Origin of the sequence: Paraburkholderia aspalathi (genome assembly GCF_900116445.1) — a bacterium.
Taxonomy (GTDB): domain Bacteria; phylum Pseudomonadota; class Gammaproteobacteria; order Burkholderiales; family Burkholderiaceae; genus Paraburkholderia; species Paraburkholderia aspalathi.
The window spans coordinates 166,529-192,419 of sequence record NZ_FPBH01000008.1; the positions used below are offsets into that span (position 1 = coordinate 166,529).

General features: G+C 62.0%; 20 protein-coding genes. 11 read left to right on the forward strand and 9 right to left on the reverse strand.

Annotated features, from left to right (window positions below; translation table 11 throughout):
- The first annotated feature begins 3 nt into the window (after positions 1–3).
- The 5 genes from BM438_RS15215 (at position 4) to BM438_RS15235 (ending at position 5,682) form a co-directional block, all read left to right on the forward strand.
- Positions 4–492: a TIGR00725 family protein gene (locus tag BM438_RS15215; protein WP_143131708.1), complete on the forward strand. Its 489-nt coding sequence runs from the start codon at positions 4–6 to the stop codon at positions 490–492.
- Positions 493–598: 106 nt separating this feature from the next.
- Complete coding sequence (locus BM438_RS15220; protein WP_093635140.1) at positions 599–1,798, forward strand: porin; 1,200 nt, start codon at positions 599–601, stop codon at positions 1,796–1,798.
- A gap of 283 nt (positions 1,799–2,081) precedes the next feature.
- Positions 2,082–3,542, forward strand: coding sequence for a trypsin-like peptidase domain-containing protein (locus BM438_RS15225; RefSeq protein ID WP_093635053.1), 1,461 nt, complete (start codon positions 2,082–2,084; stop codon positions 3,540–3,542).
- Between the two features lie 169 nt (positions 3,543–3,711).
- Positions 3,712–5,169: an NCS1 family nucleobase:cation symporter-1 gene (locus tag BM438_RS15230; RefSeq protein WP_093635054.1), complete on the forward strand. Its 1,458-nt coding sequence runs from the start codon at positions 3,712–3,714 to the stop codon at positions 5,167–5,169.
- A gap of 129 nt (positions 5,170–5,298) precedes the next feature.
- Positions 5,299–5,682 carry a hypothetical protein gene (locus tag BM438_RS15235; protein WP_054034881.1) on the forward strand — a complete coding sequence of 128 codons (384 nt, stop codon included), beginning with the start codon at positions 5,299–5,301 and terminating at the stop codon, positions 5,680–5,682.
- A gap of 14 nt (positions 5,683–5,696) precedes the next feature.
- On the opposite strand, the gene BM438_RS45515 is transcribed toward BM438_RS15235, so the two are convergent.
- The 3 genes from BM438_RS45515 to BM438_RS15250 all read right to left on the reverse strand — a co-directional run bounded on the left by BM438_RS45515 (position 5,697) and on the right by BM438_RS15250 (position 9,722).
- Positions 5,697–6,155, reverse strand: a complete 459-nt coding sequence (locus BM438_RS45515; RefSeq protein WP_054034882.1) for a hypothetical protein — start codon at positions 6,153–6,155, stop codon at positions 5,697–5,699.
- A gap of 214 nt (positions 6,156–6,369) precedes the next feature.
- On the reverse strand, positions 6,370–8,457 hold the full coding sequence (locus BM438_RS15245; RefSeq protein ID WP_244179377.1) for a TonB-dependent siderophore receptor: 2,088 nt from the start codon (positions 8,455–8,457) through the stop codon (positions 6,370–6,372).
- Between the two features lie 209 nt (positions 8,458–8,666).
- Positions 8,667–9,722 carry a questin oxidase family protein gene (locus tag BM438_RS15250; protein ID WP_093635057.1) on the reverse strand — a complete coding sequence of 352 codons (1,056 nt, stop codon included), beginning with the start codon at positions 9,720–9,722 and terminating at the stop codon, positions 8,667–8,669.
- An 83-nt stretch (positions 9,723–9,805) separates the two neighbouring features.
- On the opposite strand from BM438_RS15250, the gene soxR reads away from it, so the two are divergent.
- Together soxR and BM438_RS15260 are read left to right on the forward strand one after the other, a co-directional pair.
- Positions 9,806–10,294, forward strand: a complete 489-nt coding sequence (gene soxR / locus BM438_RS15255; protein WP_208620660.1) for a redox-sensitive transcriptional activator SoxR — start codon at positions 9,806–9,808, stop codon at positions 10,292–10,294.
- An 81-nt stretch (positions 10,295–10,375) separates the two neighbouring features.
- Complete coding sequence (locus BM438_RS15260) at positions 10,376–10,807, forward strand: hypothetical protein (RefSeq protein ID WP_093635059.1); 432 nt, start codon at positions 10,376–10,378, stop codon at positions 10,805–10,807.
- Positions 10,808–10,824: 17 nt separating this feature from the next.
- Here the strand turns inward: BM438_RS15260 and BM438_RS15265 are convergent, their stop codons facing one another.
- Positions 10,825–11,733, reverse strand: a complete 909-nt coding sequence (locus BM438_RS15265; RefSeq protein WP_093635060.1) for a LysR family transcriptional regulator — start codon at positions 11,731–11,733, stop codon at positions 10,825–10,827.
- Positions 11,734–11,925: 192 nt separating this feature from the next.
- Here BM438_RS15265 and BM438_RS15270 point away from each other — a divergent pair, with 192 nt between their 5' ends.
- From BM438_RS15270 to BM438_RS15280, 3 genes are all read left to right on the forward strand, one after another.
- Positions 11,926–12,504 (forward strand): YceI family protein, encoded by a 579-nt coding sequence (locus tag BM438_RS15270; protein ID WP_093635061.1) that lies wholly within the window; start codon positions 11,926–11,928, stop codon positions 12,502–12,504.
- 70 nt (positions 12,505–12,574) lie between these two features.
- Positions 12,575–13,480, forward strand: a complete 906-nt coding sequence (locus tag BM438_RS15275; RefSeq protein ID WP_093635062.1) for an NmrA/HSCARG family protein — start codon at positions 12,575–12,577, stop codon at positions 13,478–13,480.
- 38 nt (positions 13,481–13,518) lie between these two features.
- Complete coding sequence (locus BM438_RS15280) at positions 13,519–14,049, forward strand: carboxymuconolactone decarboxylase family protein (RefSeq protein ID WP_093635141.1); 531 nt, start codon at positions 13,519–13,521, stop codon at positions 14,047–14,049.
- Positions 14,050–14,291: 242 nt separating this feature from the next.
- Here BM438_RS15280 and BM438_RS15285 read toward each other — a convergent pair whose 3' ends face one another.
- Together BM438_RS15285 and BM438_RS15290 are read right to left on the reverse strand one after the other, a co-directional pair.
- Positions 14,292–16,013: a tannase/feruloyl esterase family alpha/beta hydrolase gene (locus tag BM438_RS15285; RefSeq protein ID WP_425270737.1), complete on the reverse strand. Its 1,722-nt coding sequence runs from the start codon at positions 16,011–16,013 to the stop codon at positions 14,292–14,294.
- A gap of 125 nt (positions 16,014–16,138) precedes the next feature.
- Entirely contained in the window at positions 16,139–16,750 is a 612-nt protein-coding gene (locus BM438_RS15290) for a TetR/AcrR family transcriptional regulator (RefSeq protein WP_093635064.1), read from the reverse strand.
- 178 nt (positions 16,751–16,928) lie between these two features.
- Between BM438_RS15290 and BM438_RS15295 the strand changes: the two genes are divergently transcribed.
- Positions 16,929–17,963, forward strand: a complete 1,035-nt coding sequence (locus tag BM438_RS15295) for a saccharopine dehydrogenase family protein (RefSeq protein WP_093635065.1) — start codon at positions 16,929–16,931, stop codon at positions 17,961–17,963.
- A gap of 23 nt (positions 17,964–17,986) precedes the next feature.
- On the opposite strand, the gene BM438_RS15300 is transcribed toward BM438_RS15295, so the two are convergent.
- Genes BM438_RS15300 through BM438_RS15310 form a run of 3 tightly spaced genes read right to left on the reverse strand, consistent with a single transcriptional unit; the run spans position 17,987 to position 25,886 of the window.
- A complete protein-coding gene (locus BM438_RS15300) occupies positions 17,987–19,450 on the reverse strand; it encodes an efflux transporter outer membrane subunit (protein WP_093635066.1) in 1,464 nt (487 codons plus the stop codon).
- A complete protein-coding gene (locus tag BM438_RS15305; protein ID WP_093635067.1) occupies positions 19,447–22,758 on the reverse strand; it encodes an efflux RND transporter permease subunit in 3,312 nt (1,103 codons plus the stop codon). The genes BM438_RS15300 and BM438_RS15305 overlap by 4 nt, the downstream gene beginning before the upstream one ends.
- Positions 22,755–25,886, reverse strand: a complete 3,132-nt coding sequence (locus tag BM438_RS15310) for an efflux RND transporter permease subunit (RefSeq protein ID WP_093635068.1) — start codon at positions 25,884–25,886, stop codon at positions 22,755–22,757. Before BM438_RS15310 ends, BM438_RS15305 begins: the two co-directional genes overlap by 4 nt.
- Between the last annotated feature and the right edge of the window lie 5 nt (positions 25,887–25,891).

The window sequence follows — 25,891 nt, forward strand, 5'->3', positions numbered from 1 at the left end:
CCGATGCGGCATGCGATGCCGGTTGGATTGATCGGTCCAAGGGAAGCCACACCGGAACAACTGCAGGCGGCGAGAAGCCTGAGCTACGCGTTAGCGGGCACCGGCATGACGATCCTCTGCGGTGGCAAAGGCGGGGTGATGGAAGCGGCCGCATTCGGCGCGAAACGCGCGGGCGGCATCGTGGTCGGCCTGCTGCCCGAGGACGATGCGAACGAGGCCAATCCGTTTCTTACCGTGGCGCTGCCGACCGGATTAGGTATTACACGAAATGCGTTGATTGCGCGCGCCTCGCTCTGTCTCATCGCGATTGGGGGCGGGCTGGGCACGTTGTCAGAGATGGCGCTTGGCCTGCAATGGAACAAGCCCGTCTTCACCCTGCTAGGCGCACCTTTGGTACGGGGGGCCGAGGTGTTCGACGATGTTGATACGCTCGTCGCCAGTGTGGCGAACTGGCTTGTAGCCGCGAGACAGACGCAAACAGCCAAAGAATGAAACGGAATACGGGCGCGAGTCACCGGCTCGCGTCCGAGGTTCCGATGTAACAGGCATCTCAATCAGTTTGATCACTTCTCTCTAATAAATAGACATCCTTATCATGATGAAAAAAACCACCGTTACATTACTCGCGATGAGCAGCCTGTCGCTCACCGCATACGCGCAGAGCAGCGTGACCCTGTACGGGATTGTCGACGCGGGTCTTGGCTATACGAGCGGCCAACGCGTCGTGCAGACCAAGGGCGCGGCAGGCAAGCCGGCCGTCTACAGCAATGGATCGAGTTATGGGTTTGCGAGCGGTACCTGGTCAGGCGATCGCTGGGGGCTGAAGGGCAACGAAGACCTGGGTGACGGCCTGTCGGCGGTGTTCCAGTTGGAGAACGGCTTTAACATCGGTACGGGGCAGCTCGGTCAGGGCGGCCGCGAGTTTGGTCGTCAGGCATGGATGGGATTGTCGAGCACCAGACTCGGCAAGCTCACGCTGGGTCGCCAGTACGATCCGATCGTCGACTTCGTCGGCACCATCAGCGCGGGCACCTTCCTGACGGGCATGGGCGCGCACCCCGGCGATCTGGATAACATCGACAATCAGGCGCGCGAGAGCAACTCGATCAAGTACACGAGCCCGGTATTTTCGGGGCTTCAGTTCGGCGCACTGTACGGTTTCGGCGGTCAGGCGGGCAGCGTCAAGAACCAGAACACGTGGAGCCTGGGCGGCCAATACACGCATGGTCCGTTCGCCATCGGCGCGGCCTATATGCAGGCAACCAATGCTTACGGGGCCAATGGCGGCGCCTGGACCAGCGCGTATGACGGCACATTCGCTTCGTCGATCAACGAAGGCTTTGCGTCGGCAAAGAGCCAGCAGATCATTGCAGCTGCAAGCACATACCAGATCGGCCAGGTGACGCTCGGCGTGTCGTACAGCAATACGCAATACCAGGCCGGCAGCTTCTCGTTGTTCTCCGGCAAAGAGACGTTCAACTCGGCGGGCGCGACGGTGTCCTGGCAGGCGACGCCGGCGCTGCGTATCGCCGCAGGTTACGACTACACGCAGGGCAGTTCTATCAAGGGCGAGTCGGCGCCGAAGTACAACCAGTTCAACCTCGCCTCGTATTACTTCCTGTCGAAGCGCACGGCACTTTACGGCCTCGTCGGCTACCAGAAGGCGAGCGGCAAGACGCTCGACGCATTCGGCAATACGGTCAGTGCGACCGCTTCGGTTGGCGATGTGGGGAACGGAATTTCGTCGGCAAGCAACGTGCAAACACTCGTTCGAGTGGGTATCCGGCAGACGTTCTAAGTGTTCGGCGGCGCGCGTCGCCGCCTCGCCAATCGGCGTCACGTAAACCGGATGTCCGACACGCACTTCAAGCCGAGTCGCGGCGCTGCCGCGACTCGCTGCGCCGGCCGCAACCGGACCCCAGGATTAGCACTCCCTGTAATTTCCCCGGCCTCTCCGCTATAAATCATAGTAGGGGAGGGTCGCGTATTGTCGTACCGGCACGGTCGATACATTCGTGTATCGATCGGCCTGTGATTGCGCGCGCCTGTCCCTGGCATCACGACCGCCATGGAGGTGCATTGTGTTTGCCCCGACTCTCGCGCGCACGTTGCTCCACGCTGCTCTGATAGCGGCGTTTCTCTCCGGCTATCTGTGTCTGCCTCCGACGGCGAATGCCGCGGCCGTCGCTCCGCCGCCTGTGAAGGAGAAGCGGGTTCCACCGGCCAGCGCTTCAGCGTCGGTTGACTTCCCTACGATCGTGGAGCGATACGGACCAGCCGTCGTGAATATCAGCGCGACGGCCTCTGAGCAAGCATCGTCGGGACCCGCTCCCGCAGTGATCGATGCTGACGATCCCCTTCTTGCCTTCGTCAAGCATGTGACGCCGAAATCGCAGGCGTCTCAGGACGGTTCGGCGCGCGCCATCACGGGTATGGGCTCAGGTTTTATTGTCACCCCTGACGGCCTCATTCTGACCACCGCTCACGTGGTGGATCAAGCCGACGAAGTGACGGTCCGACTCACCGATCGACGCGAGTTCAAGGCGAAGGTGCTGGCGGTCGACGCCCAGAGCGACGTCGCATTGATTCAGATCGATGCCACGAAGCTGCCGACCGTCAAACTTGGCGACTCGTCGCGGGTGCGCGTCGGCGAATCGGTCCTGGCGATCGGCTCGCCCGACAGCTTCGCGAATACCGTTGCCGCCGGCATTGTCAGCGCCACGTCCCGCACGCTCCAGGATGGACGCAGTTTTCCCTTCTTTCAAACCGATATCGTGGCCAACCCGGACAATTCGGGCGGCCCGCTGTTCAACCGTGCCGGCGAGGTGGTCGGCATCGACGTGCAGATTTACGCGGACTCGGACAGGTCCCCCAGCCTGGCGCTTGCCATTCCGATCAACATGGCGGCCAAGGTGCGATCGCAGGTGCAAGCCGCGCAAGCGACCTCTCCTGGCGGTCTTGGCGTAGAGGTGCAGGACGTCGGCCCTGGACTCGCCGTGGCCTTCGGCCTGCCGCGACCGGCAGGTGCGCTGGTCAATTCCGTCGCGCCCGGCACAACGGCCGCCGCGAGCGGCCTCAAGCCTGGCGACGTGATCGTCCGGATCGGCGACAAGCCGATTGATCGCTCGACCGACCTCGGCGAGAACGCAGCCGCTTTGCCGCCCGGGACGAAAACCACACTCAAGCTGATCCGCAATCGAAGGCCGATGACGCTCACCGTCATGGTCGGCGTGTCCGCGGAAAGCCCCAAAGCTCGACCCGCCGAAGGCGGTTCAGGGGATCGCCTGGGCTTGAGCATGCATCCGCTGAATGAGGACGAGCGGCGCGCGAACGATCTGGCGGTGGGTCTGATGGTGGACGGCGTTGACGGGGCGGCGGCAAGCGCCGGCATCCAGCCCGGCGATATCGTCCTGTCGCTCAATGACACGCTGGTCGAAACGCAGGCGGACGTGAGCGCGCTGGAAGCAAAGGCTGGGAAACAGGTCGCCGTGCTGATCCAGCGCGGTCGCGCGCGCAGTTTTGTTTCGGTCGCGGTTAGATGACCAGCAGGCTTGCGCCGCCGCGCATTCCAACCAGGGTTAACCCATTCGAAACGAGGCGGCAAAGCACATACAGTTCTGACATACCAGCAGGCTTCAGACGCGGGTAGATCTCCGCCCGGACGTGCCGGGCGGTGTTTCCTTGGTTCCACGAGATCAAAGGAGATGACAGATGGAAATCCGCGATCCTTCCCCCGGCCTCTACAACGAAGATCTCGCGCCCGCCAGGCAGCGCAACTGGGGTGCATTCAGCATCTTCAACGTCTGGACCTCGGACGTGCACAGCCTTTGGGGCTACTACCTCGCCGCGAGCCTGTTCCTGCTGTGCGGCAGCTTTATCAACTTCGTGCTGGCGATCGGACTCGGCTCGCTGGTGATCTTCGCGCTCATGAACCTGATCGGCTACGCCGGCGAGAAAACCGGCGTGCCTTATCCGGTGCTGGCTCGCGCCTCCTTTGGCGTGTGGGGCGCCAACCTGGCAGCCATGGTGCGCGCCGTGGTGGCCTGCTTCTGGTACGGCGCGCAAACGGCGGCCGCGTCGGGCGCGATGGTCGCGTTGCTGATCCGCAGCGACAGCCTGATGGCGTTCCACAAGGGCACGCAGGTACTCGGCCACTCAGGGCTGGAGGTGATCTGCTACGTGGTCATCTGGGCGCTGCAGTTGCTCATCATCCAGAAGGGCATGGAAACGGTGCGCAAGTTCCAGGACTGGGCCGGCCCGGCGGTGTGGGTCGCGATGCTGATCCTGGCGATTGGCCTGTGCGTGAAGGCTGGCGGTTTCTCGTTCACCCACGGCATTCCGATGGACGTGCTGCTCCAGAAGACCGGCGACGCCGGCGTCAGCGGCGAGCCGGGCTCGTTCTGGGCGCTGATGGCTGTGGGCGCGACCTGGATCACCTACTTCGCAGCGCTCTACCTGAATTTTTGCGACTTCTCGCGCTACGCGAAAAATCGTGACGCTGTAAAAAAAGGAAATTTGTGGGGCCTGCCGGTCAACCTGATCGCGTTCTCGCTGGTCGCCGGCGTGACCACCATCGCCGCCTTCAAGGTGTACGGCGAAGTGCTGCTTCACCCCGAACAGATTTCCGCCAAGTTCGACAGCTGGGTGTTGGCGCTCATCGCGGCACTGACCTTCGCGGTCGCCACGCTGGGTATTAACGTGGTGGCCAATTTCGTTTCGGCGGCATTCGACATCTCCAACACGTTCCCCAAGCGGATCAGCTTCAAGAGGGGTGGCTACATCGCCGCGGCCATCGCGCTGGTGCTCTATCCGTTCGCGCCGTGGGAAGGCAACGCCGCGCATTTCGTCAACGCGATCGGCGCCACGATGGGCCCGCTGCTGGGGATCATTCTGGTGGACTACTACCTGGTGGCCAAAGGCAATATCAATGTTGCAGCGCTCTATCAGGAGCACGGCGAGTATCGCTACGAAGGTGGCTGGAACGTCAACGCGCTGGTCTCCGCCGCGGTCGGCAGCGTGTTTTCAACTTTCTTGCCTAACTTCACCAATCTGCTGCCCGTCTGGTGGAATACCTATGGGTGGTTCTTCGGCGTGGTGATCGGCGGCGGCATGTATCTGATCATGGCTACGCTGCGGCCGCGAGCGGCGATCGCGCCGACCGGTGCCTGAAGGTTTTCCTGACGCGCCGGTAGGGGCGACTCCCGGCCTCCGGCGCGCGGAACAGGCACGGCAACAATGCTTATGGTTGGCCGTCGCCGGGCATGCTAGGATTTCTCGCAAACAACTCCGGAGACTGCTATGCCGTTCATCTGCGAAAACGTTGAATGTCGCGCCGTGCTGGCCCGCGGGCAGGTTAGATCCATTCACGAGGACGCGGGGTGGTGCTTCTACTGCCCAGACTGCAAAGCGAGGAACGCGTTAAAGGATATCGGTGAGCCGGGCGGTCACGTTGAGTTGGTTCAACCGGAGAGATCCGGTCTCCCGCACAAGGTGATTGCGACGGCTCGACCGCTGGAGGACGGCAAGTACGCGGCGCAATTGCGCGTGCAAAGAGCGCTCGGTATGAAAGGGACTTACGCGGTCGAAGAACACTGGGAACAGCTCGGTGTATTCCCCGACCCGAACCAGGCTGTCGCGCATGCGAAGTCTATTGCGGCAGACCTGTTGGACCGAAAGGCCTAGTCCCGAGCGCAACCTCACGGCGCATCGACGGGAGCGAGCTTGATAAATAGTTTCGCGGCTTCGTTGCCGTGCGACAAGGCGCGCAGTGCAAGTGAGAGCGCTAGCTGTGCGTCATGGGCGACCGCACTCCGGTCCTGATCGAAGAGTTTGACGGCATGGCGCATATGCTGCGCCGCCTGATCGTGAAGCTCGGCCGCCAATGCGTGCTGTTTTGCGGCGTTTGTGTTGTCTGCGCCAGAGCCGGTCGATGCCGGTGCGACCGGCGGCGTGTTCGCGCTGTGTGCGCCGGCGTCGTGTGCCTGATCGATCGCGTGCAAGGTGTGGCCATGGGCCATCATCGCCTGATGTGCAGCGTGGGCATAGTCCTTACCCGCCTCGAAATGCCGCGACGCCCCGCGGTGAAATCGGGAGGCCTGCTCGTGATGTGACGCTGCAGCTTCAAGATGTTCTTTTTTGTTGTGCTTCGTGCTCATACCGGCTCCTGTAAGTCCATAAGACCAACGCCGATGACGACCGATTCGAAGACCAGTGGCGGGTCGAAAACCACTGGATTCGAATTTACACGCACTTGCACGCCCGGTGACATTTTCGTCGCGCGGAATACTTCAACAACCGACAGCGGGTGAGGGTCGAATACGAATGACCACGGCAAACATGGCGGCAGCCATCGCTATCTATCCTGGTCCCTCAGAACGAGAACGTTGTATTGAGCATCACCAGACGCGCCTCGCCGACCGCAATGATCAGATTGCTGCTGCTTGACGGGTAATACGTCTTGTCGAAGACGTTCTTCACGTTGAGTTGCACACGCGTTGGGATCTTGCCGATCTTCGTTTCGTAGGCGGCGAACAGATCGGCGACGACGTAGCCTGGCAGCGTAAAGCTGTTTGCCGTATCGCCCGGGCGCTTTCCGACCAGCCGCGCACCGCCGCCGAAACGCCATTGCCCCGGCAGATAGGGCAGCATCGTGTCGTACACGGCAAACACGCTGCCGCTATGGCGCGCGGCATTCGCGAGACGCGTGTTGTCTTCGCGGTCGACGGCATCCGTGTAGGCATAACTCGCAATCACGCTGACATGCCGTGTCAGCTGACCGGCGACATCGAGTTCGATCCCGCGTGAACGTGCGCTGCCGATTGTCGACGTCGTATCGCCGACGGTGACCGCGACATTCTGCTTGTCGATCTGATAGACCGCGAGCGTGCCTGTAATGCCGGGCTTCGCTTCGAACTTCAAGCCGGCTTCGTAGACCCTGCCGCGCTCGGGCGCGAGCGGCTCGCTGACCTCCGTGGCAACGTTCGGCACGAACGACTTGCTGAAGTTCGCATAGGCGGACAACGCGGGAGTGAGCTTGTACACGAGCCCGAACTGCGGCAGCCACACTTGCCCGTGCGAGTGATCGGCGATGACGAATGGACGCCCAACGCCGGAAAGTTGCTGCCAGTTTTCCCAGCGCACACCGCCGATGGCGATCAGGCGGTCGGTCAGGTGGACCGTGTCCTGCGTAAGCAGCGAGTACGTATGGACCTTCGAGAGGCTGTCGCTTTGCGACGCGCTCGCTGTGCCGCCCGTCGAGAGCGTCCCATAGACCGGGTCGTACAGGTTGAATCCGGACACTGCCTTGCCGCGGATCGTGTCGCCACGGAAGGAGCGCTGCCGTTCGTATTCGCCGCCCACATAGACTTCGTGGCGCATACCCGCGAGGTTCAGGTCGCCGACCGCGCCGATCGTGGCGATCTCGTCGGAATCGTTGCGGCCAAGGTTTGCATCCGATGAACGGCTCATGATGCCGGTCGTGCTGTTGAATGCCGTTGCGCGGGTCAGGTACTGATCGTAGCGGTCGCGGCTCCACCCGTAGGTGGCACGCATGCGCCACTGCTCGGAGAACCGGTGTTCGATCTTGGCGCGAAGCGTTTCCTGCTTGCCGGTACTTTGCGCCCATGCTTCTTCGTAACGGGTGTAGCGCAACGCGTCGTCCAGATGACCGTTCACCAGAACCGTCCCGCGGTCGAAGGGCGTCGTGTAATCGACGTACTGGTAGCTCAGATCGATCGAGGTGTTGGCGTCGTGCCACGACAGTGATGGCGCGATTAGCGCGTCGCGCTGCCGTCCGAAGCTGCGCCAGTAACGCGCGGTGTTGTATTCACCGGTCAGCCGGAAGGCTAGCGTGCCTCCCGCCACCTGACCCGGTTGTCCGATCGGGCCGGTGAGGTCGAAGCTGGTTCCGCTGCCACGGTGGCTGGTGTACGTCGCCGATACCGAGCCGTGCAGTTCGTCCTCCGGTTTGCGCGTGATCATGTTGATCACACCGCCCGGTTCCTGAATTCCGTACAGCAGCGAAGCCGGCCCCTTCAATACTTCGACACGATCGATCGTGGCCAGATAGCTGTGCAGGATCGGCGATCGGATGCCGTCGACAAGGATCGAGCCGTCGTTGTTCGAGCCGAAGCCACGCTTGATGAACGCATCGCGTGTTCCGCCGAGCGTGTTGGTCTGGGTGATGCCGCTGACGTTGCCAAGCACATCGTCGAGGCTCCGCGCCTGCTGATCCTGCATCACGCTCGAACTGACTACCGCGACAGACTGCGGAATCTCGCTGATTTTCCGCTCGCCACCGCCGGATATCTGGCTGGTGAGCGGGCGATAACCGACCGTCGGTTCGGGGTCCGGTGCTGCGCGTACGGAAACCGCCGGCAACTCTTTCTCCGTGGGCGTTTGATCGCTGGTGACGTCGGCCGAGGCGCCGATCGCGGAATGCGTCGAAGCTGCGTACATCAGGAAGGCTATGTGCAGACCGAAGCCGAAACGGCGGTAACGCCCCGGGAGCGCGGAAATTCGCAGAAAACGCATGTGTCAGGAGACCGCCTCCCAACTCATGCGAGAACGCAGAAAGGTGGTTGTAGCGGTGAGCTAAGGGTTATGAAAGAGATCGGATGTTAATGTAAATGGGAATCGTTATCAATAACGATCAAAAAAATAAGATGTTAGGCAGGCGTTGCGGGTTGGGGCGAATTGCGACGCTGCTGTTTTTCCAGGTCCAACCTGACTATGCGCGCTGCTGACGCCAGGTAAAGCGGTGATGGATTACGACGGTCCTCGCAAAGACACGTGTACGCCAACTTGATCGCATGATCGTCGTTTGACGCCACGGCCATCCGGCACACGTCGTCCCAGTCAACGACGGCGTCAGGCGACTCTGTTTCAACGTTCGCAGCCTTGCGGACCGTTGCATACGCCGCGCACAGCGCAATCCACAAACCAGGCAGCAATTGTTTCGCCAACGCGTCAGGCAATTGCGCGAGGAGGATTCGTGCCGCGTGTGTCGCCGTAACCGTGTGAAGCACCGTGAAGTCCGGCGAGCGCCAGTAGGCGTTAATCGTCGCCCGCGCCAGATCATCGAGTAAGGACACAGCGACCGGAGGCGCAAGCACGGCTTGCCTGAACCGCACATCGCCCGCGACGGCGCGCAAGCGTGACGTGATGGAGTTGCCCTGTACGACACTGTCGTCTATTGCACGTACGACGTTGTCAAACCCGGCTTCGACGTTTTCCGCCGTGCGGGCCTCATCGAAACGGGCGTCAATCGGCAGATGCGACGAGATTAATGCGGCGAGGCCGGAGGCGATTTCGCCGGGATGTGCCGCCTCGATGCCGTATGCCAAACGGATAAGCGCGTGAAATGCCTGCGTTGCAGGTGCGAACGGCACCTCTTCCAGCACTGCCGCGATGACCGGGACGGAGCCGGCTTCGGCGATCCAGTCCAGAAAACACAAGCGCAAGGCACCGAATGCGGCGGCATTGCCGAGCTGCCGCGACCATTCGTGACGGCTGACGATTGTGTCGACAGGCGGCGCGCTTAATGCATATTCGCGTTCCCACATATCGAAGAATTCCTGCAGTCGAGCAGGCGACGCTCCCATCCCGGCCAACGCGACAAGCGCCATTGGACAATGATTGGTCGTACCTCTGGCCATCAGGTCGAAGCGAGCGTTTGCATCCAGAAGCTCATTCAACTTTTCGTGAGCGGGGTCGTTGCGCATATCGCCGTCTCTCGGTCAAAGGAACGAATCCATTCTGAAAGTTCAAGTAGACTTGAAGTCAAGAGAGAATTCGTGGAAACGTGATGAACGAGACGACGATTACAATTGGCGACCTGGCTAGACGCTCGGGCGTAGCGGCGAGTGCGATTCGTTTCTACGAGGAGCAGGGGCTGATCAGCAGTACCCGAACAGAAGGTGGCCATCGGCAGTATCGAAGGGAGGTCCTTCGCCGCGTCGGATTCATCCGCGCCGCACAGGCTGTCGGCTTGAACCTCTCGGAAATTCGTTCTGCCCTTGAGACGTTGCCCGGGCAACGCACACCGACCAAGCAGGATTGGCAGCGTCTCTCTCGCGCCTGGCAGCCTCTGCTTCAGGAACGCATCGACGGTCTTATTGCATTGCGCGATCAACTCGCGTCCTGTGTCGGCTGCGGCTGCCTTTCGCTGAAGTCCTGTTCTCTCTACAATCCCGGCGATATTGCCCGACGACGAGGAAGCGGTGCGCGATATCTGTCGGGCGACACCGCGCGCGCTGTGTTGGCGGACGATATCGCGGATAAACAGAAAACGTGAGACGACGGAACTGATAACTCATCTGTGAAACGCTCGCACCGGCCTCCTTCGCTGGAGACGCCGCTGAACCCAAAAGGAAGCATGAAACGACTATTCCTCGCTGCGCTCGCAGCCACCTCTTTCGCGACTTGCGTTTACGCGCAAAGCAACGACCCCGGCCCGCTCGTCACGCCTGCGGGCAAACTGCAATTCGAGCGCGTCGACCGTGATTTCGTGGGGACGCTCGACAAGGAAATGTTCGACCGCTTCGGTGCGAACACGCTCTCGCACTTCGACGATGTCGGCAACTCAAATGACACCGTCACCCGCATGCTCGTGCAAACGGATTCCGGCCCGGTGCTGTACGACTTTCGCCACCGTCCGCCGCTTGTGCAGCGTCTGGGAGAGCGCATGACGGTCAAACGCGTGTTCTGGCAAAGCGATGAAGTCGTGATGCAAAGCTCGCAAGGCTGGTTCCGATTCAAACGCGGCGTGCTGACGAAGCTGCAGTCGTCTACGACGACGTACCATTGATTGCGCGCGCACTTCTATCACCCTGACGGGTTTGTCATCGCCTTGTCCAGTTTCTCCAGAAGAAATTCAGCAAAGACCGCCACCGCAGGCGGCACCGGTGGGCGGCTCGTGTAGACGAGCTGCAAGCCGAGGCCGGTACCGGCGCGCCGATAGGTCGGCAGCACGCGCACCAGTTTCCCCTGCGCGATGATTGGTTCAACTATTAACTGCGGCAGCAGCGCAATGCCCAGTCCCGCAATGCAAGCCTGCGCCAGCACGCGCATGTCGTTGACCGCGAACCGGCTGTTGATCGTCACTTCCTGACTACCGCGTGGCCCCTGCAGACGCCACGTGCTGCGACTCTGGCGATTGGAAATCGTCAGACAGTCGTGTTCGGCCAGTTCACGCAGCGTGCGTGGCGCAGCGCGCCGTTCCAGATAGGCCGGACTCGCCGCGAGGATCATTGCGCTCGGCGCCAGCCGACGCACCTTAAGGCCGCTACGGCTCTCAATACCCATGCGCAACGCCAGATCGACGCGCTCGGCGATCAGATCGGTAGGCGTATCGTCGAGCAGAAAGTCGACGCTGATGTTTGGATAGCGCGCGTAGAACTCGACCAGCCATTCCATGCGGAAGAATTCGAACAGGCCGGCCATCGCGGTGACGCGAACCGAGCCGGACGGTGTCTGCTCGTCTGCATGGAGCCGGCCGATCTCGAGGATCTGATCAAGCGCCGGCGCATAGCGCTCGAACAGCGCCTGACCTTCCGTGCTCGGTGCGAGCTTGCGAGTCGAGCGATGCAGCAGACGTGTGCCGAGTTGCCCTTCGAGTTGATCGATGCGCCGGCTCAGCGTATTTGCCGGCATCTGCAGACGGCGCGCCGCCTCGGAGAAGCTGCCGGCGCGGACGACCTGAACGAACATCGCCAGATCATTCAGATCGAGCATGACATCTCTCCATAAATGGATGAATCAAATCCGATTTTACCATCTAGTGTGAAGCGTCTTTAATCCCCATACTTGGTGTGTCACGCAGGAGGTGGCCGTAAAAGGCCATTCTTCCGCTCCACTCTACGGTGGCATTGCATATCCCCGAAACCGCGCACGGGCGCGGCAACTTAATGATTCAAGGACATTGATTTGAAGAAGCATCTGATGATTGCGGCTGGTGCATTCGCCGCCTCACTGTCGTTTTCGACCTTCGCGGACGTATCGACGTACCAGATTGATCCGGAACACACGTACCCGAGTTTCGAGGCCGATCACATCGGCGGCCTGTCGGTCTGGCGTGGCAAGTTCGACAAGTCGCAAGGCACGGTGACGCTCGACCGCGCGGCAGAGACCGGAACGGTTGAAGTGACGACCGGCATTGCGTCAATCCACACGGGTAGCACAAAGCTCGACCAGAACCTGCAGTCGGACCAGTTCTTCGATGCATCGAAGTTCCCGGAAGCAACCTACAAAGGCACGATCAAGTTCAAGGGCGACAAGCCGGCCTCTGTCGTCGGCAATCTGACGATGCATGGCGTGACCAAACCGCTGACGCTGAAGATCGACTCGTTCAAGTGCACGCCGCATCCAATGCTCAAGCGCGAAGTGTGCGGTGTCGATGCAGTGGGTGAATTCGATCGCAGCGACTTCGGCGTCGACTTTGGCAAGGCATACGGTTTCAGTATGAAGACCAGGCTGCTCATCTCGGCCGAAGCGCTGAAGCAGTAATTCCATCGGACCGCTGCGCTCGCCGCGTGAGCTAGCATCGTCCCAACAAAATACCCCATGGAGAACAACCATGTCGAACACCCAGAAGCTTATCGCTGTCGTGGGCGCAACCGGCCAGCAAGGCGGCGCTGTTGTGCGCGCGCTGCAGGCGAGCGGTCAATTCAAAGTGCGCGCGTTGACGCGCAATCCGGGCAAGCATCCGAACCTGGGCGACGAAGTCGTTCTGGCGGATTTCAATCGCCCGGAAACGCTTGAAGCTGCATTTGCCGGCGTACACGGCGTTTTCCAGGTGACCAATTCCTGGGAAGCACAAGATAACGAGCCCAAGCAGGCGCTCGCGGCAGCCAACGCGGCGAAAGACGCCGGCGTACAGCACTTCATCTGGTCGACGCTTCCCAATGTGGAGACGATCAGCGGTGGCACGATCAATGTCCCGCACTTTACGGCCAAGGCGAAAATCGAACCCATCGTGAGTGAAGCCGGATTTCCGTACCACACGTTCGTGATCGCGCCGTTCTATTACCAGAACCTGATAGGCCTGATGGCTCCGCAGAAACAACCGGACGGCGCCTTGGGTTGGGCGCTGCCGCTTGATCCGGAGCGGCGCGTCATCCATATGGGCGACATCACGGAACTCGGTCGCCTCGTAGCCGGCGCGTTCGCGCAGCCTGAACTCGTGGGACACGGCGAACATCTGGCAATGGTCGGCGACTTCCTGAGCTTCAACGAGATCGTCTCCGCCCTGAATCAACAGGGAAACACGCTCTCGTTCAAGCAGGTCCCGCGCGAGGTTTTCGCCAGCTGGTTTCCGCACGCCGACGGTATCGCGGCGATGCTCGCCTACTTCGAAGCGCACACCTATCTTGGCTCGGATTCGCGCGACGCGATCGCGCTTGCCAACAAAGTTGCCGGAAAGCCGCCGACCAGATTTGCCGAATGGGCCAAGGCGAACTTCGCCATGCCGGCAGCCACCTGAACGAAGGCACTGATCAAACTACGAACGAGCAAGTACCTATGAGCCGAATTCCTACCCACACAATCGAAAGCGCGCCCGATGCGTCGCGTCCGCTTCTGCAAAAGATTGCCCAGTCTGCGCCGACGGGACGTCCTCTGAACCTGCATGGGCAGATGGCAAATTCCCCGGCGGTGCTGGCGGCGTACGCATCGCTGCGCGCGGTGACTGCCGAGCACGGTACCCTGGATCCGAAAGTGAGCTGGGCGCTCAATCTCGCCACTGCGGCCACGATCGGGAACGACTACATGATTGGTATCGCCGGTCGATTCGCCGGCATGAACGGTTGGACCGAAGCACAGATCGCCGCCTTGCGGACAGGCACAACGACGGGCGACACCAAGGTTGACGCGCTGACCAGCGTGGTCAGGGAAGCGACTGCCAGTTCGGGCAACGTCACCGACGCCACGTGGAAGGCTGCTCAACACGCGGGCTGGAGCGATGAAGACCTGACGGAGGCATTCGCGTTCCTGGGGCTGACGATGTTCACGGGATACTTCCTCAACTACGCGCAAACTGATTCGGATATCTGAACAGGCACGTCATCGACGGCAAGCAAAATACCTGCAGAGTGCGCAATGAATGCCGTCATGCAAACTCCGCTCAGCAGCCGCACGATCTCCATCTCGGCTACTACTCGGTGCGTACCCGCCCCGAAGCACTGATCGAGGGCGAGCGCGAAATCGCGTGCATCGGTCGCTCGAGCCCGATCATCGGCTCAGCCTTGCACGGGTTGCTCCGCGCAAGGCTGAGGGACAAGCCATTGCACACTAGATCACTGCGTTGCGCACGTGAAACTCGACGCAGCGTTTACATCGCCGGAACCGTTATACCTTGGGAAGCTCGGATACTCGCAAAGCGGCCGGGTACGGCCCGGCACACCCGCAGTATCCGCGACGGTCTGCGCAGGCGGCGTCACGCCATTTTCAACCCAGTTTTCCAGCGTCGTGAGTGAGTCCCATGACGCGTTGTACACCGTGCTGACCGCATGCCCATATCCGGGAATCTCGTAGAAGCGCACGAAATTGGCCACGGCTGAGGCGCCCATCGTCGCTTGCAAACGCTGATAGTACTGCTCACTTGAGCGCGTGCTAACGAGCGCGTCCGCCATGCCGTGCGCCATCAGGATCTTGCCGCCTCTCGCGTTGAACGCAGACAGATCGGTCTTGTTGACATCCTGCAGGCCCGTCAGTTGACTGATACGCGCTTGCAGACTGCCGGGATTCTGTGGATCGACGGTAAGCGAGTTGTAGTTGGAGTCACGCGTTACGAAGTAGCGGATCCACTGGTCCCAGAACACGCTGAGATACGGGGCGGTAGTGGGCATCGGCGAGGCCGGTTGCGATGTGCCCAGCGCGAGCGTCGTGACTGTGGGTTGCAACGCAGATGCATTCGCGACACCAAGGTCCGCGCCGTAAACGTTGAAGCCGGGATACTGCGTCTCACCGCTGGCAAGTGAATAACCGAAGGTGATCGGGGTGTTGTACACGTTGAGCGCGGAAATCTGTGCGTCCGACAGACAGGTGTCGCCGGTGTCCGCGCCGCCGGCGCAACGTAACGCTGTACCGTTGACCGTCGCCGTGGCCGGATTGAACGTGGTGTTGCAGGCTGCGACGTTGCTGATCAGCCCGTCGGCGACACCATCAAGCGTATCGCAGGCAGCCAGCACGGCGTTGAGCAGGACTTTGCGCTTGGCTTGATCCAGATAGGCGCCAGGCGCCGCGAGCGCGCGCGTGATGCGGCCGAACTGGAGATCGAGACTGGCGGCAGCCCAAGCCGGATAGAGGACGATCGAGCCATCCCAGTCTTGCGGCCAGCGTTGCACGACAGCAAGCGCCTCGCGGCCGCCGGACGAGCCGCCCGCGAAGTAGGCGCGTTTCGGCGCCTTGACCGCATAGCGGGCGTCGATCAGATACACGGCTGCGTCGCGGGTCTTCTTCAGCGCGTCGCCGGAGAAGTTCTGGACTGCTTCGTCGTTGACGCCGAACGAGCCGTCCTCGCTGCCCAACGCGTTGGCCTGATGCCCGGAGTCGCTCGCGAATGTCGCGTAGCCGCGTCCGAGCGGAGTGGGTTGCGCCGTGGGGCCTGCCGGCACGTTACCGGTCGGCGCCGGAATCGTTCCGTCATAGCCGCCACCGCCGAACATCATGATTTTATTGTTCCAGACGGTAGGCATCGCAATCTGGAATTTGATTTGGGGCGCAGCCGGATCGACAGGATTGATCGCGCCGCTCACGAGGCAATACTCTCCGGTCGCCTGCGCGCCGGTGCCCGAAGCGGGGATCGTGGTGGCTGCGGTCACGGTCGCGCCGGTGGTGGGCAGGCCAATGGAAGACGCCGGCACGGTCTTGCCGGCAAGCTGTGCACAACTGAGCGGCGTCGCCGCGGGTGGGGCAATGCTGTTGTTACCGCAACCGTTTAGCGACAGCACGGTAAGCACCGATACCACCACTAACGAGGAACCGATGCCGCCGAGTTTTCGGACGGTATGCTTCATTTGCATGGCCTGTCTCCGTTATGAGGGGGCGCGCCCGTCTACGGTTCGTCTGCTTCGCGGATGCAGGTGAGGACGCCACGCAAACTTGAGGCTGCTCAGCCGTCCTGTCAATCCCCCCGCACGGCTCAGCCAGGATTGTCCGCAACCGTGATCAGCGCAAGCGCCGCCGGTAGGAGCGGCTGCGCTGCCTCCCTGTTTGCCAACTGCCCATAGACGTAGGCACCGTCGATAAGAAGTGCGATCTGGTTGGCCAGATTGTCCGGCCGGGCAACGCCGATTTGCTTCGCTAGCGTACCGAGACGGCGGCGCAACTCCACCTTATGCCTGAGGGCCACCACCCGCGCGGGATGATCCGGCGCCGGAAACTCCGTTGCCACATTGAGAAAAGGGCAGCCGCGGTATTTCGGCGCGGCGATGTCGCGAGCGATCCACTTGAGGTGAGCCGTGAGCTCATCTTTCGGGGCGTTCCGGTGGCGCGTCGCGGTCTTGTCCCAGTCGGCCCAATAATTCGCGTCGTCCCGCTCGAGCACCGCAGCGACAAGATCGTCCTTGGTTGTGAAGTGCCGATAGAGACTGGTCTTCGCAACCCCTGAGCGTTCGACGACGAGATCGACACCGACGGCCCTGACGCCCTCCTGATAGAACAACTCCGCCGCCGTATCGAGTATGCGTTCCCGTACGCTGCTGGAACTGGCGCTTGCGGCTTCTTTTGCTGCGGTAGGTGTGCCTCTGCTCATGGCAAGTCCTCTTGAGACGGAAATCTTTTGCTTACCGATTACTGTACCAACATATCCCTTGACACGCTACAGATCTGTACTCTACTCTTTAAAAAACGATACAGATCTGTAGCGTCTTTGTATTGCCAAACTGCTGTCTCCCCATGCGAAGAAACACAATAACAACTGGAGGTCTGCAATGCCGTCGAATCAAACCGTGGCCGTCTTCGGCGCCTATGGCCATACCGGCCGCTTCGTGGTGTCTGAACTGCTCAGGCGTGGCTGGAGACCTATCATTTCCGGACGCGATGCCAGCAAGCTGAACGCTCTCGGCGCCGCTTACCCTGGGCTGGACATTCGGCCCGCGTCGGTAGATGACCCGGATTCTCTCGACCGGGCGCTTGCAGGCGCGGCTGCTGTGATCAATTGCGCCGGCCCCTTCGCCAGTACGTCCGCGCCGGTGATCGAAGCCGCGTTGCGTGCACGGATTCCGTATCTGGATGTCGCGGCGGAGTTAGAGGCCAATCTGGATACGTTCAAGCACTACGCTGAACGGGCGCGCGAGGCGGGCGTCGTGATCGTGCCGGGGATGGCATTCTTCGGCGGCCTGGGCGATCTTCTTGCCACGGCGGCAATGGGCGATTGGACGGCAGCGGACGAAATCTGCATCGCCTATGGGCTCAGCAGCTGGAAGCCGACGCTCGGCACAAGAGCGGCAGGCCAGGTCTCGCGGCAGCGTAGAGAGGGGCGGCGCCTTGTCTTTACGAAAGGACAGATGGTGTTCCGCACGGACGCAGCGCCGGTTGGCGAATGGCAGTTCCCTGCACCGCTCGGCAAGCAGCCGGTCATTGGCGAATTCACGATGGCGGATACTGTGACGATCGCGCGCCATCTGAAGACACCCGAGATTCGCTCGTACATGACGGCTGTGGCGGTTAAAGACCTGCTGGAGCCGGATGCGTCGCCGCCTGTCGCGGTCGACGAAAACGGACGCTCCGCGCAAACCTTCCTCGTCGACGTTGTGGTGCGGTCAGGAGGCAATGAACGTCGCATATCGGCAAGCGGTCAGGATATCTACGCAATCAGCGCGCCTCTGGTGGTTGAAGCAGTCACGCGCGTTGTCAATGGGCTGGTCCACGGGGCGGGCGTCTTCACCGCCGGCGAAGCCTTCCACGCGCCTGATTTTCTGGGGTCACTGCGTCGTCAGGAGCATCTGGCATTGGCGATGCCGTGAACGGTGCTCCTGCTCTCAGGCGCTCACTGCGACGCTGCCTGCCGGTCCGGATGCCGCGGATCATGCAACTGGTCCGCCGACCAGCCGCCGCCCAGATCGCCGAATAGCGACGCGGCATCCAGCAAGCGCGTCTCCTGAACATTCAGCGCGGTCTGCTGAGTGGCCAACTGTGTGGCCTGTGCGGTCGCCACGGTCGTGTAGTCCACTGTACCGGCCTCGTACTCGTTGAGCGCGATCTCGGCGCCGCGAGTTGCATCTTGCACGGCTGTATCGAGAACGACCGACTGCTCGGCCAGGATTCGCAACCCGCTCAAATCGTCTTCAACGTTCTGGAACGCCGTCAACACCGTGCCCCGGTAATTGGCGACGGCCGAGTCGTAGGCTGCCTTCGCCGCGTCGACATCGGCGCTGCGCAAGCCGCCGTCGAAAAGCGTTTCGGTGGCGCTGCCGCCGAGCGACCAGACGTAGTTGGCCACTTTGAACAGACCGGACAACGGCGACTGCGTGAGCCCGGCCAGCCCGGAAAGGGAAATCTCCGGGTAGTACGCCGACACCGCTACACCGATTGCCGCGTTTTGCGCAGCCATCTTGCGCTCGGCGACGGCGATATCGGGCCGGCGTTCGAGCAGCGTCGACGGCACGCCGACGGGCACGCCTGGCAGCGTCGGCATCGTGGTGCTGTGCGTAATCGAGAGCTCTTCCGGATTCTTGCCCACCAATACGGCGATCGCGTGCGCGTCTTGAGCGCGCGCCACGCCGAGCGCGATCAGATTGGACTGCGCCGTCTCGAGCTGGGTGCGGGCAGAGATCAAGTCGGACGGCGGGATGGTGCCCGCCTGATCCTGGTCGGACACGACGCTCAGAAAGTGCTGGTAGGCCACGACCGTCTTCTGCAGAAGGTCGATATTGGCGTCACTGGTGCGCAGCTGGATGATCGCTGTGGCCAACGCCACCTGCTCGGCGAGCGTCGCATTGGCGAGCGTCGCTTCGCTCGATTGCGCGGTCGCGGCGTTTTCTTCGATCGTGCGCCGCACCTGGCCCCACAGGTCAGGCGCCCAGCTGACGTTGCCTTCCAGCGAGGCTGAGTTGACCACTCGGGCGGCATTGCCGACCGAGCTGCGCGCCTTGGTGCCCGAACCGGTTACGCCGATGGTCGGGAACAGGCCGGCACGCGCCGCCCGCACTTCTGCCAGCGCTTCCTGATAGTTCGCGTAGTCCGCGCGCACGGTCTGGTTCGACACCGACACCAGCGGTTCGAGCTGGTCCATCAACGGATCGTTGAAGGCCGTCCACCAGTCGCCTTTCGGTTTGTCCGCCGCGGGCTCGGCTTGCGTCCAGCCCGGCAGCTCCGAGTAGGTGGCGGCCACATTGACCTGCGGCCGGTGGTAGTCCGGGCCGACCATGCAGCCGCTGGCCAGCAGGGCCAGCGTCGCGACGGCCAGCGGCCGAAGGTGGCCAAAGCGGTTACGGGAAATCTTCATCGTCATGCCCTCGTATCCGGTTGTCCGGGTTGCTGCGCGTCGCGATTCCATGGCAGGTTGGCGGACCATCTGACCAGCTTGAAACGCAAGCGGTCGAGGTAGAGGTAGATCACCGGCGTCGTGTACAAGGTAAAGACCTGACTCAGGATCAGGCCGCCCATCACCGTGATACCGAGCGGTTGCCGAAGCGACGCGCCCTGGCCAATGCCGATGGCGAGCGGCACCGCGCCGAGCACGGCCGCGAATGTGGTCATCATGATCGGCCGCAGACGGACCACGGCGGCGGAGTGAATCGCGTCCCGCGCCGGCATGCCTTCGGTGCGCTGCAAATGGATCGCGACGTCGACCATCATGATGCCGTTCTTCTTGACGATACCGATCAGCAGGATGATGCCGATCAACGCGATCACCGAGAACGGTGTGCCGAAAATCAGCAAGGCCAGCGTCGCGCCGATGCCCGCGGACGGCAGCGTCGACAGGATGGTCAGCGGGTGGATCGAGCTTTCGTACAACACGCCGAGCACGATATACACCACGCCGAGCGCAGCCAGGATCAGCAGCGGCACCGTCCCCATGGACTGCGAGTAGGCCGCCGCCGCGCCGGCAAACGAGCCGTGGATGCTGGCGGGCATGCCGATCTCGCGGATCGTGTTGTTGATCGCCACGCCTGCCTTGCTCAACGAACCGCCCGCGGGCAGGTTGAACGAAATCGTCGCGGCCACGAGGCCGCTCTGGTGGTTCACCTGGGTTGATGTATGGCTGTTCGAGAACGAAGCCAGCGCTGCCAGCGGCACCATGGTTTCGGCCGCGGTGCTGTCCGCACTGCCGGTCGAACTGCCGCCCTTGCTATTGGCAATGCTGTTGGTGGTCGCGTTGGCTTGCGCGTTCGAGTTGAGCGTGTTCGTGGTCGCACTGGCTTCGGTCGCGACGGTCACGCCCGACACCGTGCCACCCGGCATCTGCGTGCCCGCCGTGCCGGTGGCGTTGCCCGACGCCGTACTCAGGTAAATCTGGTTGAGCGCTTGCGGGTATTGCCAGTAATCCGGCGCCACCTCCATCACCACGAAATACTGGTTGAGCGGGTTGTAGATGGTCGACACCGTGCGCTGGCCGAACGCGTCATACAGCACGCTGTCGACCTGGTTCGGCGCAAAGCCGTAGCGCGCCGCCGTCGAGCGATTGATGGTGACGTAGGTCTGCAGACCGTTTTGCTGCAAGTCGGAGTTCACGTCGAGCAACTGCGCGTGCTCCTTGGCGAGCGCGGCGACGAGCAGCGGTGTCCACTTGAACAGTGCGGCGGAATCGTCGCTGGTGAGCGTGTACTGATACTCGGCGGCGGATTGCCGTCCGCCGATTCGCAGATCCTGCTGTGCCTGGATAAAGAGCCGGGCGCCTGAGACCGCATTGAGCTTGGGCCGCAGGCGGTTCACGACCTCAGTGGCCGAGGCGTGGCGTTGGGCTAGCGGCTTGAGTTCGATGAACACGTTCGCGGTATTGAGCGCGCGGCCGCCCGTAAAGCCGGCTACCGAGGCGACTGCCGGATCCTTCTGCACGATCTCCTGCAATTGCGTGAGCTTCTTTTGCATCGCCGGAAAGGAGATGCTCTGGTCGGCGATGATCTGTCCGATCAGGATGCCCGTGTCCTGCTCAGGAAAGAAGGTGGCCGGCACCAGCTTGAACAGAAACACATTGCCCACCAGCAGACCGATCAACAGCAGGATGACCAGCAGCGCGTGGTCCAGTACGGCCGTGAGCGAACGCGAGTAGGCATTCTTGAAACGATCGAACTGCTTTTCGACCCATATCGCCCAACGCGCTTTCGAATGTCCGGCGTTGTCGCGGCTCAGCACGTAGGCGCACATGGCCGGTGTGACCGTCAGCGAAATCACCAGCGAGATCAGGATGGCGATGGAGAGCGTGACCGCGAACTCATGGAACAGCAGGCCGACCACACCCGGCATCAGCATGATCGGGAGGAACACGGCGATCAGTGAAAGGCTCATCGAGATCACCGTGAAGCCCACTTCGCCGCTGCCTTTCAAGGCGGCCTCTTTCGGGCTGAGCCCCAACTCCATATGACGCACGATGTTTTCCAGCACCACCACCGCATCGTCGACCACGAAGCCGGTACCGATGGTCAGCGCCATCAGTGAAAGGTTGTCGATGCTGTAGCCGAGCAGGTACATCGGCCCGAAGGTGCCCACGATCGACAGCGGCAGCGCAACGGCCGGCACCAGCGTGGCGCGCGGCGATTGCAGGAAAATAAACACGACGCCCACTACCAGCAGCACGGCGATGAATAGCGTGCGCTCCGTGTCGCCCACCGACGCTCTGACCGACTCCGAACGGTCGATCGCGATGCCCACGTGCACACTGCTCGGCAGTGTCGCCTCGATTGACGGCAGGACCTTGCGAATCTGCGCGACGGTGCTCACGACATTGCTGCCCGGCATCGGATACACGATCACGAGGATGGCGGATTTGCCGTTGAAGAGCCCGGCATTGCGGATATTTTCGTTCGAATCCCTGACCTGGGCCACGTCGCGCAACTGGACCGGCGAGCCGTTGCGGTAGGCGACCACCAGGTCGCGATACGGCGCGGCATGCGTAATCTGGTCGTTGGACGTGACCACGTAGCGCTGGTCGCCCTCGTCCAGATGGCCCTTCGCGCTGTCGGCGTTGGCGGCGCTGATCGCCGCGCGTACGTCTTCCAGACCGATGCCGTAGCTGTTCAGTTTGCCCGGCTGCAATTCCACGCGTACCGAGGGCAACGCGCCGCCGCCGAGTGTGATCTGACCCACCCCCTGGACTTGCGAGAGTTGCTGCTGGATCACCGAATCCGCGGAGTCGTAGAGCTGTGCCTTGGTGAGCGTGTCCGACGTCAGCGAGAGCACCATGATCGGCGCGTCCGCCGGGTTGTACTGGCGATAGCTCGGGTTGCTGCGCAGCGTGGTTGGCAGGTCGGCGCGCGCCGCCTGGATGGCCGCTTCGACGTCGCGCGCGGCGCCGTTGATGTCGCGCTTTAGACCGAACTCGACCACGATCAACGACGAGCCGACGGTGCTGATCGACGTCAGTTCTTCAACGTCGGCAATCGTGGCGAGCCGCCGCTCGAGCGGCTCGGCCACCGTGGTCCCCATGATGGCCGGACTCGCGCCCGCCATGTTCGCCTGCACGACGATGACCGGAAAGGCGATATTCGGCAACGGTGCAACCGGCAGCCGGAAGTAGGCGAGCGCCCCGGAGATCAGGATCGCGACGGCCAGAAGCGTGGTCGCGACAGGCCGCCGGATGAATAGCGCCGAGATGTTCACGGCGTTTCCTCCGCACCGCCAGGAGGCGAACTCTCCGGTTTATTGCGGTTGCGCCAGCGTCTCGTACGCTCGGCCATTCTGTCGAAGAACAGATAGATCACGGGCGTGGTGAAGAGCGTCAGTACCTGGCTCAGCGTCAGACCACCAATAATCGCGAGACCCAGCGGCCGGCGCAATTCCGAACCCGTGCCGCTGCCGAGCAGCATCGGCAGCGCGCCGAGCATGGCGGCGAGGGTGGTCATCAGGATTGGGCGGAAACGCAGCAGTGAAGCCTCGAAGATCGCCTCGCGCGGCGGCTTGCCGTGATTGCGTTCGGCATCCAGCGCGAAGTCCACCATCATGATGGCGTTCTTCTTGACGATACCAATGAGCAGCACGATACCGATAATGCCGATCACATCCAGGTCGCTGCCGGCGATCATCAACGCAAGCAGCGCGCCGATACCCGCCGAGGGCAGCGTGGACAGAATCGTGACCGGATGGATGAAGCTCTCATACAGCACGCCGAGCACGATATACACCGCCACCAGCGCCGCGATCAGCAGATAGACTTCGCTCGACAGCGAATCTTCGAATGCCTGGGCCGCGCCCTGCAGCGACGAGGTGATCGACGGCGGCAGGTTCACCGACTGTTCGGCTTGATGGATGGCCTTGACGGCGGTGCTTAGCGACGCATCCTTCGCCAGGTTGAACGAGATGGTGACCGAGGGGAACTGCGCCAGATGGCTGATCACGAGCGGCGACTTGGTGATCTGGATCTTCGCGATGCCCGACAGCGGCACCTGGCCCGTGCTGCTGGTCTGACTCGGCAGATACAGGTTGCCGATCGACTGCACATTCGGCAACGATTCCGGTTTGGCGACGAGAATCACGCGGTACTGGTTCGACTGCTCGAAGATGGTCGAGACGATCCGCTGGCCGAGCGCGTCGTAGAGCGCGTTGTCAATTGTCGCGGGCGTAATGCCGAAGCGCGCCGCAAGTTGCCGGTTGACTTCGACGTTCACGCTGAGGCCGTCGGTATTCATGTCGCTTTGCACGTCGGCAAGCGACGGAATCTGCTTCAGCTTTGCTATCAGTTCCGGCACGTACTTCTGGAACGCCTGCTGGCTCGGTCCGCGCAGCACGAAGCTGTACTGGTTCGGCGAGACCGTTGTGTCGAGCGTCAGATCCTGCTCGGGCTGCATGTAGAGCCTGACGCCCGGCACACTGGCGACTTCCTGCTGCAGACGCCGGGCCACTTCTTGCGCGGTGTCGGAACGCTTGTCGCGGTCGCGAAGATTGATCAGGAAGCGGCCATTGTTCAGCGTCGAGTTCGTGCCGTCGATACCCACGTACGAGGTCAGCGAAACCACATCCGGGTCTTTCAGGATCGCATCGGCGAGCGCGCCCTGGCGTTTCACCATCGCGGTGTACGACACCGAGTTGTCGGCCACGCTAATCCCCTCGATCACGCCGACGTCCTGCACCGGAAAGAGGCCCTTCGGAATCACCACGTACAGGATGCCGGTCAGCACGACCGTACCGATGGCCACCACGAGCGTCAGCACCTGGTGATCCAGCACCCAGCGCAGCCCGCGCTCATAGGCGCCGAGCGTTTTGTCGAACAGGCCTTCGCTGATGCGCTCAAAGCGGCTCGGATGACGATCGGCCTGCGCGCGCAACATGCGCGCACAGAGCATCGGCACCACGGTCAGCGAGACGATCGCGGAGATCACGATGGTGACGGCGAGCGTCACCGCGAATTCGCTGAACAGACGCCCGATCACGCCGCCCATGAAGAGCAGCGGAATCAGCACGGCAATCAGCGAGATGGTCAGCGACAGAATCGTGAAGCCGATCTGGCCCGCGCCTTCCAGCGCGGCTTCGAGCGGTGTCTTGCCTTCCTCCAGATAACGCACGATGTTCTCGATCATCACGATCGAGTCGTCGACCACGAAGCCGGTGGCGATGATGAGCGCCATCAGCGAGAGGTTGTCGATCGAGTAGTTCAACTGGTACATCACGGCCAGCGTGCCGATCAGCGACACCGGCACCGATATGCTCGGAATCAGCGTGGCGGGCACGTTGCGCAGGAATACGAAGATCACCGCGACCACCAGCACGATGGCGAGAATCAGCTCGAACGCCGCGTCGGAGACCGACGAGCGGATCACGCCCGTGGTGTCCGACACCACAGTCACTTTCATACCGGCCGGCAGCGTGGACTCGAGCTGCGGCAGTTGTTTCATGATCTGGTTGACGGTCGCGATCACGTTCGCGCCCGGTTGCCGCTGCACGTTGAGCACGATCGCCGGTGAGCCGTTGTACCAGGCGCCGCGCTCGACGTCCTGAGCGGCCTGACTGACCCGCGCGACGTCGCGCATGAATACCGGGGCGCCGTTCTGGTAGGCGATCACCGTGTCCAGATAGTCCTTCGGATCGGTGATCTGATCGTTGCCGTTGATCGTGTAATCGAGCTCCGGGCCGTCGAAATTGCCCTTCGGCTGACTGACGTTGACATAGCTGAGCAGCGTGCGCAGATCGTCGATGTTCAGACCGTAGGCGGCCAGCTTGTGCGGGTCCGCTTCCACACGGATCGCCGGCACATTGCCGCCGCTCGTCGTGACCACGCCCACGCCCGACACTTCGGAAATCTTGGTGCCGAGGCGGTTGTTGGCAACGTCTTCAAGCTGGGTCAGCGACATCGATTTCGACGTGACCGCGAGCGTCAGGATCGGCTGGTCGGCCGGGTTGACTTTGGCATACGTCGGCGGCGCCGGCAGACCGGAGGGCAGGTAGCTGTTGGAGGCGTTGATAGCCTGCTGGACGTTCTGCTCGGCGATGTCGAGGTTCAGCGACAGATCGAACTGTAGCGTGATGACCGACGCGCCGTCCGAGCTATACGACGTCATCTGCTGCAAGCCGGGGATCTCGCCCAACTGCACTTCGAGCGGCGCCGTGACCGTGGTGGCCATCACGTCGGGACTCGCGCCCGGATAGAACGTCTGCACCTGAATGGTCGGATAGTCGACGTTGGGCAGCGACGAAACCGGCAGCACGCGCATGGCGACGAGGCCCACCAGCACGAGGGCGATCATCAGCAGCAGCGTGGCTACCGGTCGAAGAATAAACAGACGGGAGATGTTCATCGGCG

Coding starts and splice junctions, on each gene's coding strand:
- BM438_RS15260 (WP_093635059.1), top strand. CDS start 10,376: ATGAAACGACTATTCCTCGCTGCGCTCGCAGCCACCTCTTTCGCGACT.
- BM438_RS15220 (WP_093635140.1), top strand. CDS start 599: ATGAAAAAAACCACCGTTACATTACTCGCGATGAGCAGCCTGTCGCTC.
- soxR (WP_208620660.1), top strand. CDS start 9,806: ATGAACGAGACGACGATTACAATTGGCGACCTGGCTAGACGCTCGGGC.
- BM438_RS15215 (WP_143131708.1), top strand. CDS start 4: ATGCGGCATGCGATGCCGGTTGGATTGATCGGTCCAAGGGAAGCCACA.
- BM438_RS15235 (WP_054034881.1), top strand. CDS start 5,299: ATGCCGTTCATCTGCGAAAACGTTGAATGTCGCGCCGTGCTGGCCCGC.
- BM438_RS15290 (WP_093635064.1), bottom strand. CDS start 16,750: ATGAGCAGAGGCACACCTACCGCAGCAAAAGAAGCCGCAAGCGCCAGT.
- BM438_RS15275 (WP_093635062.1), top strand. CDS start 12,575: ATGTCGAACACCCAGAAGCTTATCGCTGTCGTGGGCGCAACCGGCCAG.
- BM438_RS15310 (WP_093635068.1), bottom strand. CDS start 25,886: ATGAACATCTCCCGTCTGTTTATTCTTCGACCGGTAGCCACGCTGCTG.
- BM438_RS15250 (WP_093635057.1), bottom strand. CDS start 9,722: ATGCGCAACGACCCCGCTCACGAAAAGTTGAATGAGCTTCTGGATGCA.
- BM438_RS15230 (WP_093635054.1), top strand. CDS start 3,712: ATGGAAATCCGCGATCCTTCCCCCGGCCTCTACAACGAAGATCTCGCG.
- BM438_RS15295 (WP_093635065.1), top strand. CDS start 16,929: ATGCCGTCGAATCAAACCGTGGCCGTCTTCGGCGCCTATGGCCATACC.
- BM438_RS15265 (WP_093635060.1), bottom strand. CDS start 11,733: ATGCTCGATCTGAATGATCTGGCGATGTTCGTTCAGGTCGTCCGCGCC.
- BM438_RS15300 (WP_093635066.1), bottom strand. CDS start 19,450: ATGACGATGAAGATTTCCCGTAACCGCTTTGGCCACCTTCGGCCGCTG.
- BM438_RS45515 (WP_054034882.1), bottom strand. CDS start 6,155: ATGAGCACGAAGCACAACAAAAAAGAACATCTTGAAGCTGCAGCGTCA.
- BM438_RS15280 (WP_093635141.1), top strand. CDS start 13,519: ATGAGCCGAATTCCTACCCACACAATCGAAAGCGCGCCCGATGCGTCG.
- BM438_RS15285 (WP_425270737.1), bottom strand. CDS start 16,013: ATGAAGCATACCGTCCGAAAACTCGGCGGCATCGGTTCCTCGTTAGTG.
- BM438_RS15245 (WP_244179377.1), bottom strand. CDS start 8,457: ATGTACGCAGCTTCGACGCATTCCGCGATCGGCGCCTCGGCCGACGTC.